This window comes from Cryptosporangium minutisporangium, from assembly GCF_039536245.1.
Taxonomy (GTDB): Bacteria; Actinomycetota; Actinomycetes; order Mycobacteriales; family Cryptosporangiaceae; genus Cryptosporangium; species Cryptosporangium minutisporangium.
This window is the reverse complement of the sequence record NZ_BAAAYN010000040.1, coordinates 72,454-93,037: the sequence shown is the minus strand read 5'-3', so window position 1 is coordinate 93,037 and position 20,584 is coordinate 72,454. Positions and strand designations below refer to the sequence as shown.

The window sequence follows — 20,584 nt, the reverse complement described above, 5'->3', positions numbered from 1 at the left end:
CAAACGTAATGACGTTAACGGAACGATGGCACAGGAGTGGGCCCGGCGATCTGCCGTACCGCTCAGAACCGGAAGCCGGCCACCAGCGCCTGGAGCTGGCTGGACACCTCGGCGAGTTCCCCCGCGGCCTCCTGCGACTCGACGACCGACGTGGTCGTCGAGCGGGACACCGCGGCGACCCCGCCGATGCTCGCGGCGATCTGGCTGGAGCCGGACGCCGCCTCGGCCACGCTCCGGTTCATCTCGCTGGTCGTCGCGGTCTGCTCCTCGACGGCGGACGCGATCGTCGTCTGATAGTCGTTGATCTGCCTGATCACGCGGGAGACGTCTTCGATCGCGGCCACCGCGCTTCCGGTGTCGGTCTGGATCGCCTCGACCCGCCGGGAGATGTCCTCGGTGGCCCGCGCGGTTTCCTGCGCCAGTTCCTTGACCTCGTTAGCGACCACGGCGAATCCCTTGCCGGATTCACCGGCCCGAGCCGCTTCGATCGTCGCGTTCAACGCCAGCAAGTTGGTCTGTTCGGCGATCGACGTGATCGCCTTCACNCTTCGATCGTCGCGTTCAACGCCAGCAAGTTGGTCTGTTCGGCGATCGACGTGATCGCCTTCACCACGTCACCGATCTCCCGGCTGGACGCGCCCAGCCGGGAGATCGTCCCGGTGGTGGTCTCGACGGCGGTGACAGCCCGCGCAGCGACGGTCGCGGCCTCGTTCGCGTTGTGGGAGATCTCCCGGATCGACGCGCCCATCTCCTCGGCGCCGGCGGCCACGGTCTGGACATTGCGGGAGACCTCGTCGGCGGCCTGCGAAACGACGCCGGACTGCGACGAAGACTCCGCCGCGCCGCTGGCGATGGTCGCCGACAACTCGCCGATCCGACCGCTGGCGGACGCGAGCCGGTTGGCGCTGCGATCGAATTCGGCCAGCACTCCGCCGATCGCGGCGAGCGCCGTGTTCATCGAGCGTCCCAGCCGACCGACCTCGTCGTTCGACGTGACGTCGAGCCTTCGGGTCAGGTCGCCCTCCGCCACGGCCCGCAGGACCGTCCCGGCCTCGGCGAGCGGGCGGGTGACGCTGCGAGCCGTCCACCATCCGACAGCGATCGCGACGAGGACAGCCGCCCCGCACAGCAGCAGCATGAAGGTGACGAACCCGTCCGCGATGCTCCGGGTCTCGCTGGTCTCGTCCTGGTTCATCGACGCTTCGAGGTCGATGAAGACGTTGATCACCCGTAGCCACTCGACGAAAGAGGCTTTGGCCTGGTCCGTCAGGACGGCGAGCGCTCCGGCGACGTCGCCCGCCTGCCGCAGGCTGACGATCCGTTCGATCATCGGCAGGGTCGCGGCCTGCACCGTCTCGATGTCTTCGAGTGCGGCGCGCTCCGCCGAAGACACCTTCGACTCGTCGGCGAAGATCTCCGCCATCTTGGTGGCCGCCGCGTCGTAGTCGTCGGTGAGCTTGCCGATCAGCCCGACTTCGGTCTGTACGTCAGCGGCGGTCGTGGCCAGGACGAGGTCCCGTACGGCGATCGCGCGATCGTGCACACTGCCGCGAAAGTCGACTGCATACTGCTGTTTGACGGCGTTGACCTCATTGATGACGGTGAGCTTGTCGCTGATTTTCGTGACCTGAACACCGCCGACGGCGACCAGGCCGACCATGCACAGGACGACCACCAGGAATCCGACTCCGAGTCGACGTCCGATGGTGAGGTTTGCGAGTCTCATCGCTGTTCCCGGTTACCTAGCTGGAGATGGCGTTATCCCCCCAATCGGCAGCGTCCCTCTGCATCCGACCGCTTCCGTTTCGCCGCAGCGCTACTCCGTCAGCCGCGGGCCCACCCTCTCGATCCGGCGCTCCCAGGCCCCTCCCGGGCCCGGGAGCGCCGCCCTGGAAGAGGAGCCCGGCGGTGTGAGGGCGTCAGGCGAACCGGATGGTCTCGGTGTGGGACGCGGCCTCGGCGGCGGCCGCGCCCGGGTCGCCGGCGCGGATGGCCTCCACCAGCCGCGCGTGGTCGCGGTACTCGTCCGGGCGCAGCTGCGGGCTGAAGTGCTCGCGCAGGGACTCGCTGATCACCGCGCCGAGGTCGGCGTAGAGCTCGCCGAGGACCTGGTTGTGCGCCGCGGCGACGACCGCGAGGTGGAACGCGGTGTCGGCGGTGACGAACGAGTCACGGTCGCCGGAGGCCCAGGCCCGCTCCCGTTCGGCGAGCAGCGCGTCGAGGTGGCGCAGGTCGTCGGCCGTGCGGCGGGTCGCGGCCAGCCCGGCGGCGGTGGCCTCCAGCGCACCGCGCAACTCGGTGACGTCCTGCTTCCGGGCGGCGGCGAACCGGCGACGCATCACCCCGGCCAGTTCGCTGGTAGCGACGACGTAGGTGCCGGAGCCCTGGCGGATGTCGAGCAGCCCGTTGTGCGCCAGGGCCCGGATCGCTTCCCGCACGGTGTTGCGGGCGACGCCGAGCTGGGCGACGAGCTCCGGCTCGGTGGGGATGCGGGAGCCGACCGGCCAGGCACCGGAGGTGATCTGCGCACGGAGCGTGGCGATGACCTGGTCGGAGAGTCCGCGGGGACGGTCGACGGGGCCAAGATTCATCCCATGATTCTATGATGGGATTGTGACGACCGAGGTACTGACGCGTAAAACGACGAGCACCGCCACTCCCTGGCTGGCGATGACCGCGCTGGTGCTCGTGGCGTTCAACCTCCGGCCGGCCGTGACCAGCGTCGGCCCGGTCCTCGAGGAGCTGCGGGCCGACCTGGGCATGAGCGCGGCGGTCGCCGGTCTCCTCACCTCCGTCCCGGCCCTGTGTTTCGCGGTCGTCGGCGTCACCGCACCCCGGCTGGCCCGCCGCTTCGGCGCGGACCCGGTGATCCTCGCCGGCATCGCCGCGCTCACCGCCGGGCTCGCCGCGCGCCCGCTGGTCGGCGGGGTTCCGCTGTTCCTGCTGCTCTCCGGGCTGGCCCTGGCCGGGATCGCGCTGGTCAACGTGTTGCTGCCGGTGGTGGTCAAGGAACGGTTCGGCGACCGGGTCGGCGCGATGACCGGCGTCTACTCCACCGCGCTGAACGTCGGCGCGACCACGGCCGCGGCCGTGACGGTGCCGACCGCGGCCGGGCCCGGCGACGACTGGCGGATCGGGCTGGGCACCTGGGCGGTGCTCGCCGCGCTGTCGCTGGTGCCGTGGCTGGCCCTGGTACGCCGCACCGCCGCCGCGCGCCGCGCGGCGCCGGCCGCCGACGACACCGCGACCACACCGCGTGCGCCGAGCGTCCGGATGAGCGCGAGCCCAACCGCGTGGGCGCTCGCGACGTTCTTCGGCCTGCAGGCCACCGCCGCCTACGTGATCATCGGCTGGCTGCCGCAGGTCTTCCGCGACGCCGGCCTCTCCGCGCAGACCGCCGGGTTGCTGTTCGCGGTCACCTCCCTGCTCGGCGTCCCGCTCTCGTACGTGCTGTCGGCCGCGGCCGGGCGGATGCGGAGTCAGAGCGGCCTGGCGGCGCTGCTCGCGGTGTTCGGGCTCGCCGGGTACGCGGGCCTGTTCGTGGCCCCGGCCGGCGCCCCCTGGGTGTGGGCGGTGCTGCTCGGCATCTCCAATTGCGCGTTCCCGCTCGCGCTGACGATGATCGGCCTGCGCGGCGGCGACGCCACGACCGTCGTCCGGCTCTCGGCGTTCACCCAGAGCGCCGGGTACCTGCTGTCGATCCCCGGGCCGGTGATCGTCGGCACGCTCTACGACCACACCGGCGGCTGGCGGGCCCCACTGGCGTTCCTGGCGGTGCTGATGGCCGCGCAACTGGTCGCCGGCTGGTTCGCCGGCCGCGACCGACGGCTCTGACCAGCACAAACGCCCTGAGAGGGCGGTAGCGGCCCGAAAACGGCCCGGCCTAGGTCTCGGCCTGGGGCCACCAAGCCGGTTCGTACGCCACCACCACTGCCTGGACCCGATACGGCCCGGCCTAGGTCTCGCCTGGGGCCACCAAGCCGGTTTCGTACGCCACCACCACTGCCTGGACCCGATCCCGCAGATGGAGCTTGCCGAGGATCCGCGCCACGTGGGTTTTCACGGTGGCCTCCGACAGGTGCAGCTGCCCGGCGAGCTCGGCGTTGCTCAGCCCGCGGGCGAGGAGCCGCAGCACCTCACGCTCCCGCGGGGTGAGCGCCGCGAGGTCCCGGTGCACGGCCGCGGCGTCCTCGTCCCGCCGCGCGAACCGCTCCACCAGCCGGCGCGTGATGCTCGGCGCCAGCAACGCGTCACCGGCGCGCACCAGCCGCACCGCGGCGGTCAGCTGCTCGGGCGTGACGTCCTTGAGCAGGAACCCGCTCGCCCCCGCCGACAACGCCGCGTACACGTACTGGTCGAGGTCGAACGTGGTCAGCATCAGCACCCGCGGCCCGGCGGCCCTTCCCGAATCGGCGGAGCCCGGATCGGCGGAGTCGGCGGCGAGGATCCGGCGGGTCGCCTCCAAACCGTCCAGCTCCGGCATCCGGATGTCCATCAGCACCACGTCCGGGCGGGTGCGGCGCACCGCGTCGATCGCCTCCACGCCGGTGGTCGCCTCCGCCACCACGTCGATGCCGTCGGCGGTGAGGATCATCCGGAACCCGGTCCGGACCAGCGCCTGGTCGTCGGCGACCACCACCCGCACCGCGTCGCTCATCGGGTCTCCACCGGCAGCCGCGGCGCCTCCGCGGTGGCGAACGGAATGACCGCCTCCACCCGGTACCCGCCCCGGATCCGCGGCCCGGCCTGCAACACCCCGCCGTACACGGCGAGGCGCTCCCGCAGGCCGATCAGCCCCTGTCCCGCGCCGTCGGGTTCCGCTCGTTCCGGGTCCGACGCCACTCCGCCGGCGTCCGTGACCTCGATCCACAGCCGGTCGGCGCCGTAGTCGATGCGTACCACCGCCGGGGCTCCTGCCGCGTGTTTCACGGTGTTGGTCAGCGCTTCCTGCACCACCCGGTACGCGGCCAGGTCGATTCCCTCCGGTAACGGCCCCGGCACCCCGGTGACCACCAGCTCCACCGGCACGCCCGCGTTCCGCACCCGGTCGATCAGCGGCTCCACCTGCGACAGGCCCGGTTGCGGCGCCAGCTCCGGCTCGGCCTCGTCGCTGTCGATCGTCAGCAGCCCCATCACGTGCCGCAGCTCGGTCATCGCCGCCCGCCCACCGGCCTCCACCGCCAGCAACGCCTCGCGTGCCTGCTCCGGAGCACTGTCGAGAACTTTCCGCGCCGCGCCCGCCTGGATCACCATCACGCTGACGTTGTGGGTCACCACGTCGTGCAGTTCCCGGGCGATCCGGGCGCGTTCCCGGGCGGTGGCGCGGCGGACCGCCTCGGCGCGCTCGCCCTCCAGCGTGGCGACCCTGGCCCGTTCGGCGTCGGCCCGGGACCGCCAGCCACGCAGGCCGTACGCGGCCACCCCGAGCGGCACCAGGATCAGGAACGGCACCGCGTCCTGCGGAACGGCCGTGATCGCCGCGCCGAACGCCGGTTCGTTCGCGTCGCCCTGGACCTGCTGGAAGAAGAAGGCCGCCAGCGGCAGGCTCGCCAACGCCGGGATCCGGTAGGGGCTGTACACGGCCGCGCTGTACGCGGCGATCACACAGACGAAGAACGACAACCGCAGCGGCGCCTCGTCGCCCACGTCCACCACGAAGGACGCGGTTCCGAGCACCACCCACAGCATCGACAACGGATACCGCCGCCGGAACACCAGCGGCGCGGCGATCACCACCAGCAGCAGCACCAGCCACCCGAACGTCGACCAGGTGTCGGAAACGTAGGGCTCCGGCCCGGGCGGAGGAACGGGCCGCGGAGGGAGCGGCGCGTACGGGTCGGACTGGTGGGGCTGTGGTCTGTCCGGTACGTCGTTGTCGGCGGTGAGGACCGCGAGCAGCGCCATCGCGCACGCCAGCCCGGCGTCGAACAGCCAATTGCGTCGCGACAGGGGTGCGCTCGGCCCGGAGCGGCGCAGGACCGCCCGGAACACCACACGCAGACGCTCTCGGATCACCGGCTCATTCTCCGCCGCCGGGACGGGCCGCGGCGTCGGTCCCGGGGATCACCCGCGGCGCTCACCGGACTACGCCGCAGGGATGACTCGTGCGCGGCTGGTCCCCACGGACGACGGGAAAGCCGCAGCGCGGGCGACGCGGACACACCGGCGCCGCTCCTAGCGTCCACCGCACCACATCGGACGCCGGAATCGGAGCCCCCGTCATGACCGAACCGCTCATCGCGCTGCAGAACGTCAGCCGCCGCTACGACAGCGGCCCGCCCGCGCTCGACGACGTGTCGCTGAGCGTCGCGACCGGCGAGGCGCTGGCGATCCTCGGCCCCTCCGGCAGCGGGAAGTCCACGCTGCTCAACCTGATCGCGGGTCTCGACAAGCCGACCAGCGGCACGGTCACCGTCGGCGGGAAGCGCATCGACACGCTCAGCGAGGCCGCGTCCGCCCGGTACCGGCGCAGCACGATCGGGCTGGTCTTCCAGTTCTTCAACCTGCTCGACGACCTGACCGTGTTCGACAACATCGTGCTCCCCGCCCAGCTGGCCGGCGGCGCGAAGCGCGAGACCCACGCCCGCGCCACCGAGCTGCTGCGCGGCCTCGGTATCGACCGGCACGCCCGCGCCTACCCCGGGCGGCTCTCCGGCGGCGAACGGCAGCGCGTCGCGGTGGCCCGCGCCCTGATGAACCGGCCCGCGCTGCTGCTGGCCGACGAGCCCACCGGCGCGCTGGACACCGCGTCCGGCGCCGACGTCCGGCGGTTGCTCACCGAGCTGCACGCCGACGGCCAGACGATCGTCCTGGTCACCCACGACCGGACGCTCGCCACGGAGTGCGCCACCCGCACGATCGAGGTCGTCGACGGCCGGATCGCCACCGATAGCGCGTTGGCGCCGCTGCGATGAGCGCGCTGAGCAAGGTCGTCCGCTCCGGGGTGCACCGCCGGTGGGTGCAGACCGTGGTGATCACGCTCGCCACCGCCGCGGCGGTCACCGCGGGGCTGCTCGGCGTCGGCCTGCTGGTGGCGTCGAACGCGCCGTTCGACCACGCGTTCGTCAACCAGCGCGGCGCCCACCTGAACGTCCTGACCGATCCGAAGAAGGCGACGACCGCGCAGCTGGCGGCGACCGCCGACGCGGAGGGCGTCGCCGAGGCCGCGGGCCCGTTCCCGGTCGGGCAGGTCATGTTCATCCCGCCGCCGCCGCCGGGCATGTCGGCCCCCGCAGGGCCTGGGGCCCGAGGGCCGATGCTGACCGTCGCCGGACGCAGCGGGCCGGGCGACACGATCGACCAGGTGACGCTCACCGACGGGCGGTGGGCGAACCAACCGGACGAGATCGTGGTGCGCGACGGCGGCAACGTCCGCGTCCGGGTCGGCGAGACGATCACGATGGGCCAGGGCACGAACGCCCGGGACGTCACCGTCGTCGGGCTGGGGCGGTCGGTCAGCGACACCGCCGACGCGTGGATGACCCCGGCGGGGCTGGCCGCGCTCAAGCCGCCCACCACCAGCTACCAAATGCTCTACCGGCTCACCGACGCCGACACCGACGCGCAGGTGACCGCCGCCCGCAAAGCCGTCACCGCCGCCCTGCCCGACGGGGCCGTCACCACCGCCAGGTCCTGGCTGACCGTCAAGAAGGCGGCGAACGTCCAGACGGCGCTGTTCGTACCGTTCCTGCTGGCCTTCGGCGGGCTGAGCCTGCTGCTGTCGGTCCTGATCGTCGGCACGGTCATCGCCGGTGCGGTCGGCTCGACGCTGCGCCGCATCGGCATCCTCAAGGCGCTCGGGTTCACTCCCGCACAGGTCGTCCGCGCCTACGTCGCGCAGGCCCTGATCCCCGCGGTGATCGGCGCGGTGATCGGCGTCGTCGCCGGGAACCTGATCGCGATTCCGCTGCTCGCCCGTACCGAGGACCTCTACGGCACGGTCGCGCTGACGATCGCCCCGTGGGTCGACGTCGTCGTGCTCGGCGGTGTGCTGCTGATCGTGGCGGTCACCGCGTCGGCCGCCGCGGCGCGCGCCGGGCGTCTCTCCGCGGTCGACGCGCTCGCCGTCGGCCGCACCCCGGCCGCGCGCCGCGGGCAGTACGCCGCGCGGATCGCCGCGCGGCTCCCGCTACCCCGCCCGGTCACCCTCGGCCTGGCCCGGCCGTTCAGCGCGCCGATCCGCGCCGGCGCGATGATCGTCGCGATCGCGTTCGGCGCCGCCGCGGTGACGCTGGCGGCCGGGCTCGGCACGTCGCTCAACCGGATCCAGGTCGCCGCCGACCACTCCGGCGCGCAGATCGGCGTCGACAGCTTCGGCGTCGACGCCGCGCCGGGCGACCCGCAGCCGCAGCCGGGGAGCAGCGAACCGGAGGCCGTCGACCCGGCGAAGGTCACCGCCGTCCTCGACGACCAGGCGGGCACCGACCGGTACGTGGGCGTCCGCCAGACCGAGGCGGCCGTCCCGGGGGTGTCCGGCGAGACCACGTTCGCCGAGTACACCGCGAACCCCGGCTGGGCCGGCTACGAGCTGGTGTCCGGGCGGTGGTTCACCCGGCCCGGCGAGGCCGTCGTCCCCACCGAGATACTGCGGGACACCGACCGGGAACTCGGCGACACGATCACGGTCACCCCGAAAGACGGGACGCCGGTGACGCTGACGATCGTCGGGGAAGTGTTCGACCCGGGCGACAACGACGGCCTGGTCATGGCCCAGGGCGGCGGTGCGGGCTTCCGGCCGGACACCTGGCAGATCGGGGTCAGCGACGACACCGACCTCGGCGCCTACGCCAGCACGCTCACCACCGCGCTCGAACCGCTGGGCCTCGGCGTGCACGTGGAGAGCGAGGGCGTCGACGAGCTGATCATCATCATCGATGCGCTCGCCGGTCTGCTCACGCTGATGCTGGTGACCGTCGCCGGGCTCGGCGTCCTCAACGCCGTGGTGCTCGACGTCCGGGCCCGCGTCCACGACATCGGCATCCACAAGGCCCTCGGCATGACACCCCGGCAGACGCTGACCGCGGTCCTCTCGTCGGTGGCGATGATCGGGCTGGTCGGCGGGCTGGTCGGCGTCCCCGCGGGGGTGGTGCTGCACGGCATCATGGTCCCGGCGATGGGCCGCGGCGCCGGCGTCGAACTGCCCCCGGTGATCATGACCGTGTTCCACCCGCTGCAGCTGACCGTGTTCGCGCTCGGTGGGCTGGTGCTGGCGGGAGCGGGCGCGCTGCTGCCCGCCGGGTGGGCGGCGAAGACCCGCACCGCGACCGCGTTGCGGACGGAGTAAGGCCTCCACCGATCGGCCAGGGCTGCCCTGGCCGATCGGCTGGCGGTGTGGAACGGAAATGTGGCAGAGAAACCGCTGACCGACCGGTACGGGTGTCCGGTTACGCTCCGGCGGTGAGTGACCCATTGATCACCGATCCTCCGACCGACGCCCTCCCGCCCGCCGCCACCGTGCCGTTTCCGGTGCCCAGCGCGGGTCTGGAGCTGCTCGGCGTCCTGCACCGCCCGGCCGGTCCGGGGCCGCACCCGGTCGTCGTCCTGCTGCATGGTTTCCCCGGCAACGAGCGGAACTTCGACCTCGCGCACGCAATCCGCCGCGCCGGGTACGCGACGCTGGTGTTCCACTACCGCGGCGCCTGGGGTAGTCCCGGCGCGTTCTCCTGGGGCAACGCCCGGCAGGACGCCGCCGCGGCGGTGGCGGCGCTCCGCGACCCGGACGTCGTCGCCGAGCACGGCCTCGACCCGGCCCGGATCGCGCTGGCCGGCCACAGCATGGGCGGCTTCGTCGCGCTGCACACCGCGGCCACCGACCCCGGGATCGGCGCGGTCGCGTCGCTGGCCGGCTTCGACTTCGGAATCGCCGCCGCGGAGGCCCGCAGCGATCCGGCGGCCCGCGCCGCGTACGTCGAGGACTGGGCCGGGGCGCTGGGGCCGCTCGCCGGCACCAGCAGCGAGGCGCTCGTCGACGAGATGGTCGCCGCGCCCGACGAGTGGCGGCTGACCACGCTCGGCCCCGCGCTGGCCGGGCGGCCGGTGCTGCTGGGCGCCGGGTCCCTCGACGACGTGTCGCCGCCCGACGCGCACCATGACCCGCTGTGCGACGCGTACGCCGAGGCGCGGCTGACCAGCCACGTCTGGCCGTCCGACCACGCGCTCGCCGACCACCGGGTCGCGCTGGCCCGCGCGCTGATCACGTTCCTGGAGGATGCCCTGTAGTTCAGGACCGGCGGCGGTACTTGACCGTGTTGTCGGTGTGGTGGATGACCCGGCCGTCGGGGAGGGTCCGCACCCGCTGGTGCTCGTCGACGACGACCAGCTCCCACTGCTCCTCGGGCAGCTGCAGGGAAGCGATCACCTGGTCCGGCGACGGCAGCTCGTGCGGCGGGTGGTGGGCGCCCTCACCGTGGCCCTCCTCACCGTGGCCGCCCTCACCGTGGCCACCGTCGCCGCGTTTCGTGTCGGGCGCGGCCTCCCAGTGCGGTGCGCCCGAGTGGCCTTCGATCAGTAGGACGCCGCCCGGTGCCACCGCCGCCGTCGCGCGCCGCAGGATCGCCTCCCGGGGCATGTCGCCCCAGGAGTGCAGGAACTGGGCGGAGACCAGGTCGTACTCGCCGTCCGGGAACGAGGCCCCCAGGTCGTGGCGCTGGAAGTCGATCCGGCCGGCGACACCCGCGTCGGCGGCGTGCTGCGCGGCCCGCTCCAGCGCCACCCCGGAGATGTCGACCGCGGTCACCGTCCAGCCCTGCCGGGCCAGCCACACCGCGTCCCCGCCCTCGCCGCACCCCAGGTCGAGCGCGCGGCCGGGCGTCAGATCGGCGACCTCTTTGACGAGCGCACCGTTCGGTTCGCCGCTCCAGATCCGGTCGCTCTCGGAGTACCGGGCGTCCCAGGTCTCCGCCAGCTCGTCGTTAATCGTGGCCTCCAGACCGTGCCGGCGATCGCCGGTCACCCGCTCGCTGACCGTACGTTCTCCCTCCGGGGAGAACACCCCGGCCCGCCGCGCCTCGACCGCGCGCCGGGTGTCCGCAGCGACCAGGTCCATGTTGATCGCGGCGCCGGCCATGGTTCCGGCCGCCGCGGCGCTGATCACCTGTCCGGGCGGAAGGCTGACGTTGCCGGCGATCCACACGCCGGGCACCGTGGTCTTGCCCATCGGGTCGCCCGGCACGTAGGTCCCGATGACGTGTCCGTCCCGGGCCAGCTCTTCCACCGGCAGGCCGAGCCCGGCCAGCCCGTCGAGGCGGGCCCGCATCATGCTGGCCACCGCCAGTGCGTCCCGGGGTACGGTCCGCCCGCCGGCCAGCGTCGCGCCGGTGAGCCGGTCGTCGGCGACCACGACGCCGGTGACCTCGCCGTCGACCACTGCGACGCCGCGCGCGGCCAGCTGCTCGTACTGCCCGTCGGTGGGCTCCGGGGCGGTGTGCAGGAACAGCGTCACGTCGTCGCTCCACTGCCGCCAGAGCAGCGCCTGCTCCACTGAGAGCGGGCCGACGCCGATGATGCCGATCGCAGTGTCCCGGACCTCCCAGCCGTGGCAGTAGGGGCAGTGCAGTACGTCGCGGCCGAACCGTTCGGCCAGGCCGGGGATCGGCGGCAGCTCGTCGGTCACGCCGGTGGCCAGCAGCAGCCGGTGGGCGCGGACCTCGGTGCCGTCGTCGAGCGTCAGGTGGAACCCGTCCCGGTCCGGCCGGGCGGCCACCACCCGTGCGGTGATCACCGCACCGCCGTACGTCTCGACCTCCTTACGGCCGACCGCCACCAGCTCGGCCGGGGGCATCCCGTCCCGCGTCAGGTACGCGTGGACGCCGTCCGCCGGCAGGTTGCGCTGCGCCCCGGCGTCGATCACCAGCACCGACCGGCGGGACCGGCCCAGCACCAGGGCGCCGCTCAGCCCGGCCGCGCCGCCACCCACCACCACTGCGTCGTACGTCTGTGTCGTCATGGCTGGGATCGTGCACCTACCTTCGCCGAATCGACAAACATTCTTGCCGTAGTGGCAAAATGGTCCCATGACCGACGACTTCGACCGGGTCCTGACCGCGGTGGGGCCCCGGCTCCGGGCGCTGCGCGCCGAACGCGGAACGACGCTGACCGAGCTGTCCGAGACCACCGGCATCTCGGTGAGCACGCTGTCCCGGCTGGAGTCCGGGCAGCGCAAGCCGACGCTGGAGCTGATGCTGCCGCTCGCCCGGGCGCACCAGGTGCAGCTCGACGAGCTGGTCGGCGCACCCACCACGGGCGACCCGCGGGTGGTGATGCGCCCGTACACCGCGCACGGCCGCACCGTGATCCCGCTGAGTCAGCACCTGGGCGGGATCCGCGCGTACAAGCACATCTTCCCGCCCGCGACCGCCGCCGACCTCGGTGACCTGGAGCCGCGGGTCCACGAGGGCCACGAGTGGCTGTACGTGCTCTCCGGCCGGCTGCGGCTCGTGCTGGGGGAGCACGACCTGGTGATCGGCCCCGGTGAAGTGGTCGAGTTCGATACCCGGGTGCCGCACGCGCTGGCCAACGCCGGCGCGGAGCCGGTGGAGATCCTGGCGCTCTTCGGCCCGCAGGGCGAACGGATCCACATCCGCGCCCGGACGACCAGCGGATCCGCCTAGCGTTGGGCGTCGAACGCCGCGCGGGCCCGGTCGACCTCGCCGAGGTGCTCCGCCGACCAGTCGGCGAGCGCGGCGAACAGCGGCGCCAGGCTCTGCCCCAGCGGCGTGATCTCGTACTCCACCCGCGGCGGCACCTCCGGGTGGTAGGTGCGGGTCACCAGCCCGTCGCGCTCCAACTGCCGGAGCCGCTGCGTGAGCACCTTCGGCGTGATCGTCGTCAGCCGGCCCGCGAGCTCAGTGAACCGCTGCCGGCCGAACGTGTGCAGCGCCCAGAGGATCGGCGTCGTCCACCGGCTGAACACCAGGTCGACCACGGGGGCGATCGGGCAGGCCTGCTCCGGGTCGGTCGTCGGCGTCGCCCGCATGGGTAGTCACTTTCTTCTAGGTACCTACTGTCTTCAGGATATTACTGTCGCCCGGTACCTCGTCGAAGGAGCCTTCAGATGATCGTGATCACCGGAGCGACCGGCACCGTCGGGCGACCGCTACTGCACACGCTCGCCGCGCAGGGCGCGAAGCTCACCGCGGTCGCCCGCCACCCGGCGGGCCTGCCGGACGGCGTGCGGCCGTTCGCCGCCGACCTCGCCGACCTGGAGACCGTCCGGCCGGCGCTCGACGGCGCCGACACCCTGTTCCTGCTGCTCGCCGGGGACCTCCTGGTCGACGCCGGTGACCCGGACGCGCTGCTGAAGGTCGTCGCGGCCGCGGGCGTCCGCCGGGTCGTGCTGCTCTCCTCCCAGGGCGCCCGCACCCGGCCGGACGCGCCGTCGCACGCGCGCCTCAAGGCCTATGAGGACGCGGTGACGCGCACCGATCTGGACTGGACGCTGCTCCGCCCGGGCGGATTCGCCACCAACAGCTACGCGTGGGCGCCGTCCGTCCGCGCCGAGCGGCTGGTCGCCGCGCCGTTCGGCGACGTCGCGCTGCCGGTCGTCGTCCCGGCCGACATCACCGCGGTCGCCGCGGCCGTCCTCACCGAACCCGGGCACACCGGCCGCGCCTACGAACTGACCGGCCCCACCGCGGTCAGCCCGCGCGAGCAGGCTGCCGCGCTCGCCGACGCGCTCGGCGAGCCGGTGCGGTTCGTCGAGCTGAACCGGGCGGAGGCCAAGGCCGCGATGACGCGGTTCATGCCCGAGCCGGTCGCCGAGGGCACGCTCTCGATCCTCGGTGAACCCACCGACGACGAGCGCCGCGTCAGCCCGGACATCGCGGACGTTCTCGGCCGTCCGGCGCGCTCCTACGCCGAGTGGGCCGCGGCGAACGTGGACGCCTTCCGCTAGGAACCCTCGGGGGTCAGCGCTCGGCGACGAGCAGCGTCTGCAGCACCCGGCCGCAGTCGCCGGACAGGTCGTGGAGCTGCCCGGTGGCCAGCCCCGACCCGTCGGGGCTGGCCGCGGTCTCCGACCGCAGGCACAGCCACTCGCCGACGGGGTCGCGGTGCAGCGCGAGCGTGACGTCGGTGTTGATCACCAGCTGCCGGACGACGTCCAGCTCCGAGCCGACCGCCCAGTTGCTGTCGGCGAGGGTCAGCGCGCGGGTCAGCGGCGTGTCCTCGGCGTCGGCGATCAGCGGGATCCGCTGCCGGGCCCACGCGGTGCCGGGGCCGTTCTGGATGAACGCGGCACTGTCGACGAACCGCCACTCCATCGCCGAGAGGTACCCGGCGGTGTGCGCGCCGGGGATCGCGACCATCGATGTCGCGGCCTCCGGCACGGGCGGCGGCGGTGGGGTGTGCCGCAGCGTCGGGGTGTCGTCCGGGCTGGTCACGACCCGCCAGGCGCGGGCGAGCATCACCGACCGCCCGCCGGCGGTGATCTCCCCGTCCAGCAGCTCGGTGCGCGCGGTGGAGTGGCGGACGGTGACCCGCACTTCCAGCTCGGCGACCGGCACCGGCCGGGGGATCTCCAGGGTGATCCGGGCGATCCGGAAGCCCTCGCGGGGCTGGTGCCGCTCCATCACGGCGCCGAGCAGACCCGACGGTGGCCCGGCGTGCTGCAGCTCCGGGCTCCACGGCCCGGCCGTCGCCACGCTGCTCTCGTACCGGCCGTCTCCGAGGTCCCGATAGAACGCGTCCACGCACCTGACCCTACTAGTCAGTAATGCATGTTCATTGCGGTTTTCACTTCCGCGAGCGTGGCCTCGGCCACCGCGGTGGCCCGCGCGTTGCCGTCCCGCAGCAGCGCCCGGAGCGCGCCGGGGTCGCGGGCGTACGCGGCGCGGCGGGCCCGCAGCGGCGCGAAGTACTCGTTGACCGCATCGGTCACCAGTTTCTTCAGCCCGGCCGCGCCGCCCGGCCCGACGTCCGCGGCGACCGCGTGCGGATCCCGGTCGAGGCAGAGCGCCGCGAGTAGCACCAGGCTCGACACCTCGGGGCGGGCCACCGGGTCGTAGGTGATGTGCCGGCCGGCGTCGGTCTTCGCGGAGCGGATCAGCCGGGCGGTCTCGTCCGCGTCGGCGCCGAGCGGGATCGCGTTGCCGCGGCTCTTGCTCATCTTCGTCCCGTCGGTGCCCAGCAGCAGCGGCGCGGCCGAGAGCAGCGCCGCCGGCACCGGGAACACCGGCCCGTACCGGTCGGCGAACCGGCGCGCGATCGTGCGGGTCAGCTCCAGGTGCGGCAGCTGGTCCTGCCCGACCGGGACCACCGTGGCCTTACCGAACAGGATGTCGGCTGCCTGGTGCGCCGGGTAGGTGAACATCAGGCCGCTGACCGACGCGCGGCGGGCGTGCGCGATCTCGTCCTTGACCGTCGGATTGCGCTCCAGCTCGGCGACCGACACCAGGCTCAGGAACGGCAGCAGCAACTGGTTGAGGGCGGGCACGGCGCTGTGCGCGAAGATCGTCGTGGTCTCCGGATCGACGCCCGCCGCGAGGTAGTCCAGCACCAGCGCGTCGACGGCGGGACCCAGGCGCGCGGCGGTGTCGGTGTCGGTGAGGACCTGGTAGTCGGCGACGACCAGCGTGAGCTGCGCGCCCGCCCGTTGCAGCCGGACCCGGTTCTGCAGCGTGCCGAAGTAGTGACCGAGGTGCAGCGGGCCGGTCGGGCGGTCACCGCTCAAGATCCTGTCCATGGGGGTCTCCTGACACCGGATGGGGACCGCCGGTGACACCACCCCGGACACACGTCAGGGCCGTTCGCACCGAACGGCCCTGAGATGGTCGTGCTGACGAGGCGCCGCTCCTATCCGGAGCGCCACCAGTACAGACACGCACGTGACATGGCTCCAGGTTAACGCAGGGCGCGAAAGAATAACCGGACGTCGCCGACGAGCAGGTCCGGGGCTTCCAGCGCGGCGAAGTGCCCGCCGGTCGGGAAGTCGGTCCAGTGGACGATCGCGTGGGCGGCCTCCGCGTAGCGGCGGATCGCCATGTCCTCGGCGAACACCGCGACGCCGGTCGGCACCGGGGACCGCTCGGGCACCGGCCGCGAGCGGTCCCCGTGCAGCGTCTCGTAGTAGAGGTTCGCCGACGACCCGGCGGTGTCGGTCAGCCAGTACAGCATCACGTTGGTGAGTAGCCGGTCCCGGTCGACCCGCACGCCCTCGCCGTGCGTCCACTCGTAGAACTTCTCGACGATCCACGCGAGCTGACCGACGGGTGAGTCGGCGAGCCCGTGGGCGAGCGTCTGCGGCCGGGTGCCCTGCTGCTTGAAGTAGCCGTTGCCTTCGCGACCGTAGTGGCGGACCCGCTCCAGCCGTTCCTTCTCCACCGGGGTGAACGTCTCGTCGGGCTGCACCCGGCCGGGCGCCATGAACCCGCCGGTCGCGGCGTTGACGTGCACGCCGACGACGCGGTCGGCGTCGAGCCGGCCGAGCGCGGGCGTGATCACCGCGCCGAAGTCACCGCCCTGCGCCCCGTACCGGTCGTAGCCCAGCCGTCGCATCAGCTCGGCGAACGCGGCGGCGATCCGCTCGACCCCCCAGCCCGGCTCCCGCACCGGGCCGGACGGGCCGAACCCGGGCAGCGACGGGATGACCAGGTGGAACGCGTCGGCCGGGTCGGGTGGCGCAATGAGCGGGCCGATCACGTCGAGGAACTCCACCACCGAGCCGGGCCAGCCGTGGGAGAGCAGCAGCGGCAGCGCGTCCTCGTGCTCCGACCGCACGTGCAGGAAGTGCAGGCGCTGCCCGTCGATCTCGGTGACGAACTGCGGGTACTGGTTCAGCTCGGCCTCGCACCTGCGCCAGTCGTAACCGTCGGCCCAGTAGGCGGCGAGGTCACGGAGGTAGCCGACCGGAACGCCGCGCTGCCAGTCCGGGCCGGGCAGCGGGGTGGTCCAACGGGTGCGGGCGAGGCGGTCGGCGAGGTCGTCGAGGGCGGATTGCGGAATCTCGATCCGGTACGGGCGGAGCTCCTCGGTCATGCCGCTCACGTTAAGCGCGGACGCCGAGCTCCTCGTAGGACTCGAGGAGATCGAGCAGGCCCTGCGGGGCGTCCTCGCGGAAGCACACCGCGAGGTTGGCCGCCGACTGCGCCGCCGCGGCCTCACTGCGGCCGAAAAGCAGCTCCTCGTAGGCGGTCAGCGCCGCCTCGGCGTCGCCGGGGTGGCCGACCAGCGCGGCTCCGAGTTCGGCGCCGTCGAGCATCGCGTGGTTCGCGCCGTCCCCGGCGAACGGCGACATCAGGTGCGCGGCGTCGCCGAGCAGGGTGACGCCAGGCGTCCGCGGCCAGCGGTGCCCGACCGGCAGCGCGTGCACCGGGCGTGCGGTCAGCGGGCCGTCGGCCTCGGCGATCAGTGCGCGCAAGCTCGGGTGCCAGCCGGTGAACCGGTCGAGCAGGTCCTCTCGGAGCGCCGCCGGGGCCTGCCATCCCTCGGGAGCCCGGAACGCGGCGTAGACGTGCAGGCTTCCGTCCGCGTCGCGGTGGCCGAGCAGCCCTTGTCCGTCGCCGAGCGCGAACATCAGGCCGCCGCCGAGGACCGCGGCCGCGGCCGGGTGGCGGGTGTCCGCGTCGAACAGGCTGAACTCGACGAACGACAGGCCGGTGTAGGCGGGCCGGGCGTCGGAGACCAGCGGACGGATCCGCGACCAGGCGCCGTCCGCGCCGACCAGCACGTCGGTCGTGATCGTGGTCCCGTCGGCGAACGTGACCTCGTGCTTGCCGTCTCCGAGCGGGTGAGCGCCGGTGACCTGCGCGCCCCACCGCACCGTTCCGTCGGCCAGCGACCGCAGCAGCAGGGTCCGCAGCTCCCCCCGGTTGACCTCGGGACGGTCGCCGGTACCGTGGCCGGCCTCCTCCCGCCGGACGGTGGCGTGCCGGTCGAGGATGCGCACCACCTCGCCGCCTGGGCGGACGATCGCCCGGAACTGCTCGTACAGGCCGGCCGCCCGGAGCGCGGCCTGGCCGGACTCTCCGTGGAGGTCGACCATGCCGCCCGGCGTACGGTCGGTCGGCGAGGGGTCCCGGTCGTAGACGACGGCCGGCAGGTCATGGCGATGCAGGACACGGGCGAGCAGGAGCCCGCCGAGACCGGCACCGATGATGGCGATCGGCTGATGCGTGGACATGATGCCCTTTCCTCCGCTTCTGCCCGAATACTCACATACGGCATCGCCGGTCCGGTCACCGGCGGGGCGGAGGCCAGGACCGCAGCAGGTGGTCCAGTGCATCGATCGCACGGTCCCAGGACGCGCCGAGGTCACGCGGGTGGCCGAACCCGCCCGCGGCCTCCAGGCCGGTGAACCCGTGGAAGGTGCTGCGGACCAGCCGTACCGCATCGGTGAGGTCAGGGTCGGTCAGACCGTAGGAGCGGAACATCGCCGACGTGATCTCCAGGATGCGCTGCGGGCCGGGCGCCGCGGCGAACCGGTCGGCGTCGAGCTGGCGGTTGGTCGACGCGTACCGGCCGGGGTGGCGCAGCGCATAACCGCGGTAGGCGGCGCCGAACGCGCCCAGCGCGTCCCGCCCGGCGCGGCCGGCCACCGCCTGCCCCAGCAGCTCGGCCAGCTCGGTGGCGGCCAGCAGTGTGATCCGGGACCGCAGGTCGTCGAGGTTGCGGACGTGCGAGTACAGGCTGGCGTCGCGGACGCCGAGCCGCCGCGCGAGGCCGGAGACCGTTACCCGGTCGAACCCGATCTCGTCGGCGAGGTCGGCGGCCGCGGCGACGACCTTCTCCGGGGTGAGGCCTTGCCGTCCCACGATCACCGTCCTACATCATTTAAGGCTTTGCCTAGGGTTCCTAGGGAAAGTACCGTCCGCCGTATGAAGGCACTGACGGAGAAGGAAATCCGCGGGTCGTTCGTCAACTGCTCCAAGGGCGAGGCCGGCCGGGTGTCGATGCCCCGGGACCTGGACAGCCGCCCCTGGGACGACCTGGACTTCCTGGGCTGGACCGACCTGTCGGCGCCCGACCGCAGCTACCTGGTCACCGAGCACGGCGACGCCCTGGTCGGCATCGTGCTGCGCGCGGCGGCGGGGCAGCGCGGTTACCTGCGGCGCAGCCTCTGCTCACTCTGCCTGACCCAGCACCCGGGGAGCGGCGTCGCGCTGATGACCGCACGGAAGACCGGCGCCGCCGGCCGGCAGGGCAACTCGGTCGGCACGTACATCTGCAGCGACCTGGCGTGCTCGCTCTACGTCCGCGGCCGCAAGAAACCCGCGGTCGGCGGGCGGATCGAGGAGTCGCTGACCGTCGAGGACCAGGTCGTCCGCCTCCGGCTGCACCTCGACGCGTTCTTGGACAGCGTCGCGACCTGACGCCGCGCCGGGCTCAGGCCACGTTGCGGGCGATCTGGTCGATCGCGCGGTGCAGGTCGGCCAGGCGGACCGTGACCGTCGCGTCGCCGGACGCGGTGAGCTGCGTCAGGCCCGCCTCGACGTACTCACGGATCAGCGCGGACGGGGTGAGGTTGCGGCGCGCGGCCTCGGCCTCCAGCTGCTCGGAGAGCGCGGCCGGCAACCGGGTGGAGTGCACCACGGTCGACGGGCGGTCCACCGTCTCGACCGCCGCACCGGACCAATCGGCGCTGGCCAGCGCCTTCATCGCGTCGTCCCGGCTCATTCCTCGCTCCTTCCGAGCATGCCGGCGACCAGGCGCACCTCGTCGCCGTCCAACTCGCGGGCCGAGACCACTAGGTACTGGTCGGGCTCCTCCTCGACCAGCGCCACGGCCACCCATCGGCCGTCACGGGTCGCGGCGGCTACCCGGAGCACCGCGCCGACGTGCTGACGGACCCGGCGCGGTGCGCGAAGCACCTGCAGGGCCGCCTGCCAGCCGACTCCGGCGGCGTCGAGGGCGTCGTAGGAACGCTCGTCGAACCGGTAGGTCTCGTCCACGGACTGAACGTAGACGAGTGTAAACACCCGGGCTGACCGGGGGCTAGTAGCGCCGCCGGCGCCCGGATGCCGACGGACCTAGCGCGCGGGACCGCCCTCGGCCACGTTCGTGCTCGCCGGTGCGTAGGTGACGGCCATCGCCCCGCCCGGGAACGGCTCCGAACTGACCAGCGTGAGGTCGGTCGGCGTGGTGAAGAGCGGAAGGCCGGAGCCGAGCGCGACCGGGTGGATGACCAGCCGGTATTGGTCGACCAGACCGCGCTGGATCAACGCCCGGGCGAACCCGGCGCCGCCGTGCGCGAGCAGGTCGTCGCCGTCCTCGCCCTTCAGGCGGTTCACCTCGGTGGCGAGGTCACCGCGGACCACGGTGGTCTCCGGCCACGTCCCCTCCTTCAGGGTCCGGGAGAACACCACCTTCGGGATGTCGTTCATCGGGGCGGCGTAGGGCTCGTCGGAGTCCGGCCAGTAGCCGGCCATGTCGCCGTAGGTGATCCGGCCCATCAGGTGGGCACCGGCCTGGCCGAGCAGATCGACCATCCAATCCTGCAGTTCCTCGTCGATGCTCGGAAAGATCCACTCGACGTCGCCGTCGTTCCTCCCTACGTAGCCGTCGAGCGAAATGGACATCTTCAGTACCAGCTTTCGCGGCATGGCTCAGGCGTAGCGAGGTCGGCGGGCCCGCGCAACCCGGTTGGACAGGC

20 protein-coding genes and 2 pseudogenes are annotated in these 20,584 nt (G+C 72.9%); 7 read left to right on the top strand and 15 right to left on the bottom strand.

Translation table 11 applies throughout. The annotated features are described in order from the left end of the window. Positions 1-62: 62 nt before the first annotated feature. From ABEB28_RS43360 to ABEB28_RS28445, 3 genes and pseudogenes are all read right to left on the bottom strand, one after another. Positions 63-1,027, bottom strand: a pseudogene (locus tag ABEB28_RS43360) (methyl-accepting chemotaxis protein); the annotation flags it as partial. 156 nt (positions 1,028-1,183) lie between these two features. Then, positions 1,184-1,726: pseudogene (locus tag ABEB28_RS43355) on the bottom strand (MCP four helix bundle domain-containing protein); the annotation flags it as partial. A gap of 193 nt (positions 1,727-1,919) precedes the next feature. Beyond that, on the bottom strand, positions 1,920-2,591 hold the full coding sequence (locus tag ABEB28_RS28445; protein WP_345731305.1) for a FadR/GntR family transcriptional regulator: 672 nt from the start codon (positions 2,589-2,591) through the stop codon (positions 1,920-1,922). Between the two features lie 79 nt (positions 2,592-2,670). Here ABEB28_RS28445 and ABEB28_RS28440 point away from each other — a divergent pair, with 79 nt between their 5' ends. Beyond that, entirely contained in the window at positions 2,671-3,834 is a 1,164-nt protein-coding gene (locus ABEB28_RS28440; protein ID WP_345731356.1) for an MFS transporter, read from the top strand. Between the two features lie 121 nt (positions 3,835-3,955). Here ABEB28_RS28440 and ABEB28_RS28435 read toward each other — a convergent pair whose 3' ends face one another. Both ABEB28_RS28435 and ABEB28_RS28430 read right to left on the bottom strand, forming a co-directional pair. Further along, positions 3,956-4,657, bottom strand: coding sequence for a response regulator (locus ABEB28_RS28435; RefSeq protein ID WP_345731304.1), 702 nt, complete (start codon positions 4,655-4,657; stop codon positions 3,956-3,958). Further along, entirely contained in the window at positions 4,654-6,015 is a 1,362-nt protein-coding gene (locus tag ABEB28_RS28430) for a sensor histidine kinase (protein WP_345731303.1), read from the bottom strand. Before ABEB28_RS28430 ends, ABEB28_RS28435 begins: the two co-directional genes overlap by 4 nt. 206 nt (positions 6,016-6,221) lie before the next feature. Here ABEB28_RS28430 and ABEB28_RS28425 point away from each other — a divergent pair, with 206 nt between their 5' ends. From ABEB28_RS28425 to ABEB28_RS28415, 3 genes are all read left to right on the top strand, one after another. Beyond that, positions 6,222-6,914, top strand: coding sequence for an ABC transporter ATP-binding protein (locus ABEB28_RS28425; RefSeq protein ID WP_345731302.1), 693 nt, complete (start codon positions 6,222-6,224; stop codon positions 6,912-6,914). Beyond that, complete coding sequence (locus ABEB28_RS28420) at positions 6,911-9,283, top strand: ABC transporter permease (protein ID WP_345731301.1); 2,373 nt, start codon at positions 6,911-6,913, stop codon at positions 9,281-9,283. The genes ABEB28_RS28425 and ABEB28_RS28420 overlap by 4 nt, the downstream gene beginning before the upstream one ends. Before the next feature lie 113 nt (positions 9,284-9,396). Beyond that, positions 9,397-10,218, top strand: a complete 822-nt coding sequence (locus ABEB28_RS28415; protein WP_345731300.1) for an alpha/beta hydrolase family protein — start codon at positions 9,397-9,399, stop codon at positions 10,216-10,218. Between the two features lies 1 nt (position 10,219). Here the strand turns inward: ABEB28_RS28415 and ABEB28_RS28410 are convergent, their stop codons facing one another. Next, positions 10,220-11,944, bottom strand: a complete 1,725-nt coding sequence (locus ABEB28_RS28410) for an FAD-dependent oxidoreductase (protein ID WP_345731299.1) — start codon at positions 11,942-11,944, stop codon at positions 10,220-10,222. A 67-nt stretch (positions 11,945-12,011) separates the two neighbouring features. Here ABEB28_RS28410 and ABEB28_RS28405 point away from each other — a divergent pair, with 67 nt between their 5' ends. Then, a complete protein-coding gene (locus tag ABEB28_RS28405) occupies positions 12,012-12,608 on the top strand; it encodes a helix-turn-helix domain-containing protein (RefSeq protein WP_345731298.1) in 597 nt (198 codons plus the stop codon). Here ABEB28_RS28405 and ABEB28_RS28400 read toward each other — a convergent pair. After that, entirely contained in the window at positions 12,605-12,973 is a 369-nt protein-coding gene (locus ABEB28_RS28400) for a winged helix-turn-helix transcriptional regulator (protein ID WP_345731297.1), read from the bottom strand. The two genes, ABEB28_RS28405 and ABEB28_RS28400, sit on opposite strands and share 4 nt — an antisense overlap. A gap of 78 nt (positions 12,974-13,051) precedes the next feature. On the opposite strand from ABEB28_RS28400, the gene ABEB28_RS28395 reads away from it, so the two are divergent. After that, positions 13,052-13,891: an SDR family oxidoreductase gene (locus ABEB28_RS28395; protein ID WP_345731296.1), complete on the top strand. Its 840-nt coding sequence runs from the start codon at positions 13,052-13,054 to the stop codon at positions 13,889-13,891. A gap of 13 nt (positions 13,892-13,904) precedes the next feature. On the opposite strand, the gene ABEB28_RS28390 is transcribed toward ABEB28_RS28395, so the two are convergent. From ABEB28_RS28390 to ABEB28_RS28370, 5 genes are all read right to left on the bottom strand, one after another. Next, positions 13,905-14,687, bottom strand: coding sequence for a thioesterase family protein (locus tag ABEB28_RS28390; RefSeq protein WP_345731295.1), 783 nt, complete (start codon positions 14,685-14,687; stop codon positions 13,905-13,907). 17 nt (positions 14,688-14,704) lie between these two features. Further along, positions 14,705-15,679, bottom strand: coding sequence for a tryptophan--tRNA ligase (trpS, locus tag ABEB28_RS28385; protein WP_345731294.1), 975 nt, complete (start codon positions 15,677-15,679; stop codon positions 14,705-14,707). 158 nt (positions 15,680-15,837) lie between these two features. Beyond that, positions 15,838-16,971 carry an epoxide hydrolase family protein gene (locus ABEB28_RS28380; protein ID WP_345731293.1) on the bottom strand — a complete coding sequence of 378 codons (1,134 nt, stop codon included), beginning with the start codon at positions 16,969-16,971 and terminating at the stop codon, positions 15,838-15,840. A gap of 10 nt (positions 16,972-16,981) precedes the next feature. Continuing rightward, positions 16,982-18,115: an FAD-dependent oxidoreductase gene (locus ABEB28_RS28375; RefSeq protein WP_345731292.1), complete on the bottom strand. Its 1,134-nt coding sequence runs from the start codon at positions 18,113-18,115 to the stop codon at positions 16,982-16,984. Between the two features lie 55 nt (positions 18,116-18,170). Further along, on the bottom strand, positions 18,171-18,746 hold the full coding sequence (locus ABEB28_RS28370; RefSeq protein ID WP_345731291.1) for a TetR-like C-terminal domain-containing protein: 576 nt from the start codon (positions 18,744-18,746) through the stop codon (positions 18,171-18,173). A 63-nt stretch (positions 18,747-18,809) separates the two neighbouring features. Here ABEB28_RS28370 and ABEB28_RS28365 point away from each other — a divergent pair, with 63 nt between their 5' ends. Continuing rightward, the gene (locus ABEB28_RS28365; protein ID WP_345731290.1) at positions 18,810-19,304 is read left to right on the top strand and encodes an FBP domain-containing protein; all 495 of its coding nucleotides are present in this window, start codon (positions 18,810-18,812) and stop codon (positions 19,302-19,304) included. Positions 19,305-19,317: 13 nt separating this feature from the next. On the opposite strand, the gene ABEB28_RS28360 is transcribed toward ABEB28_RS28365, so the two are convergent. The 3 genes from ABEB28_RS28360 to ABEB28_RS28350 all read right to left on the bottom strand — a co-directional run bounded on the left by ABEB28_RS28360 (position 19,318) and on the right by ABEB28_RS28350 (position 20,534). Beyond that, a complete protein-coding gene (locus ABEB28_RS28360) occupies positions 19,318-19,608 on the bottom strand; it encodes a ribbon-helix-helix domain-containing protein (protein WP_345731289.1) in 291 nt (96 codons plus the stop codon). Next, positions 19,605-19,883: a hypothetical protein gene (locus ABEB28_RS28355; RefSeq protein WP_345731288.1), complete on the bottom strand. Its 279-nt coding sequence runs from the start codon at positions 19,881-19,883 to the stop codon at positions 19,605-19,607. The genes ABEB28_RS28360 and ABEB28_RS28355 overlap by 4 nt, the downstream gene beginning before the upstream one ends. A gap of 78 nt (positions 19,884-19,961) precedes the next feature. Next, positions 19,962-20,534 (bottom strand): dihydrofolate reductase family protein, encoded by a 573-nt coding sequence (locus ABEB28_RS28350; RefSeq protein ID WP_345731287.1) that lies wholly within the window; start codon positions 20,532-20,534, stop codon positions 19,962-19,964. Positions 20,535-20,584 lie beyond the last annotated feature (50 nt).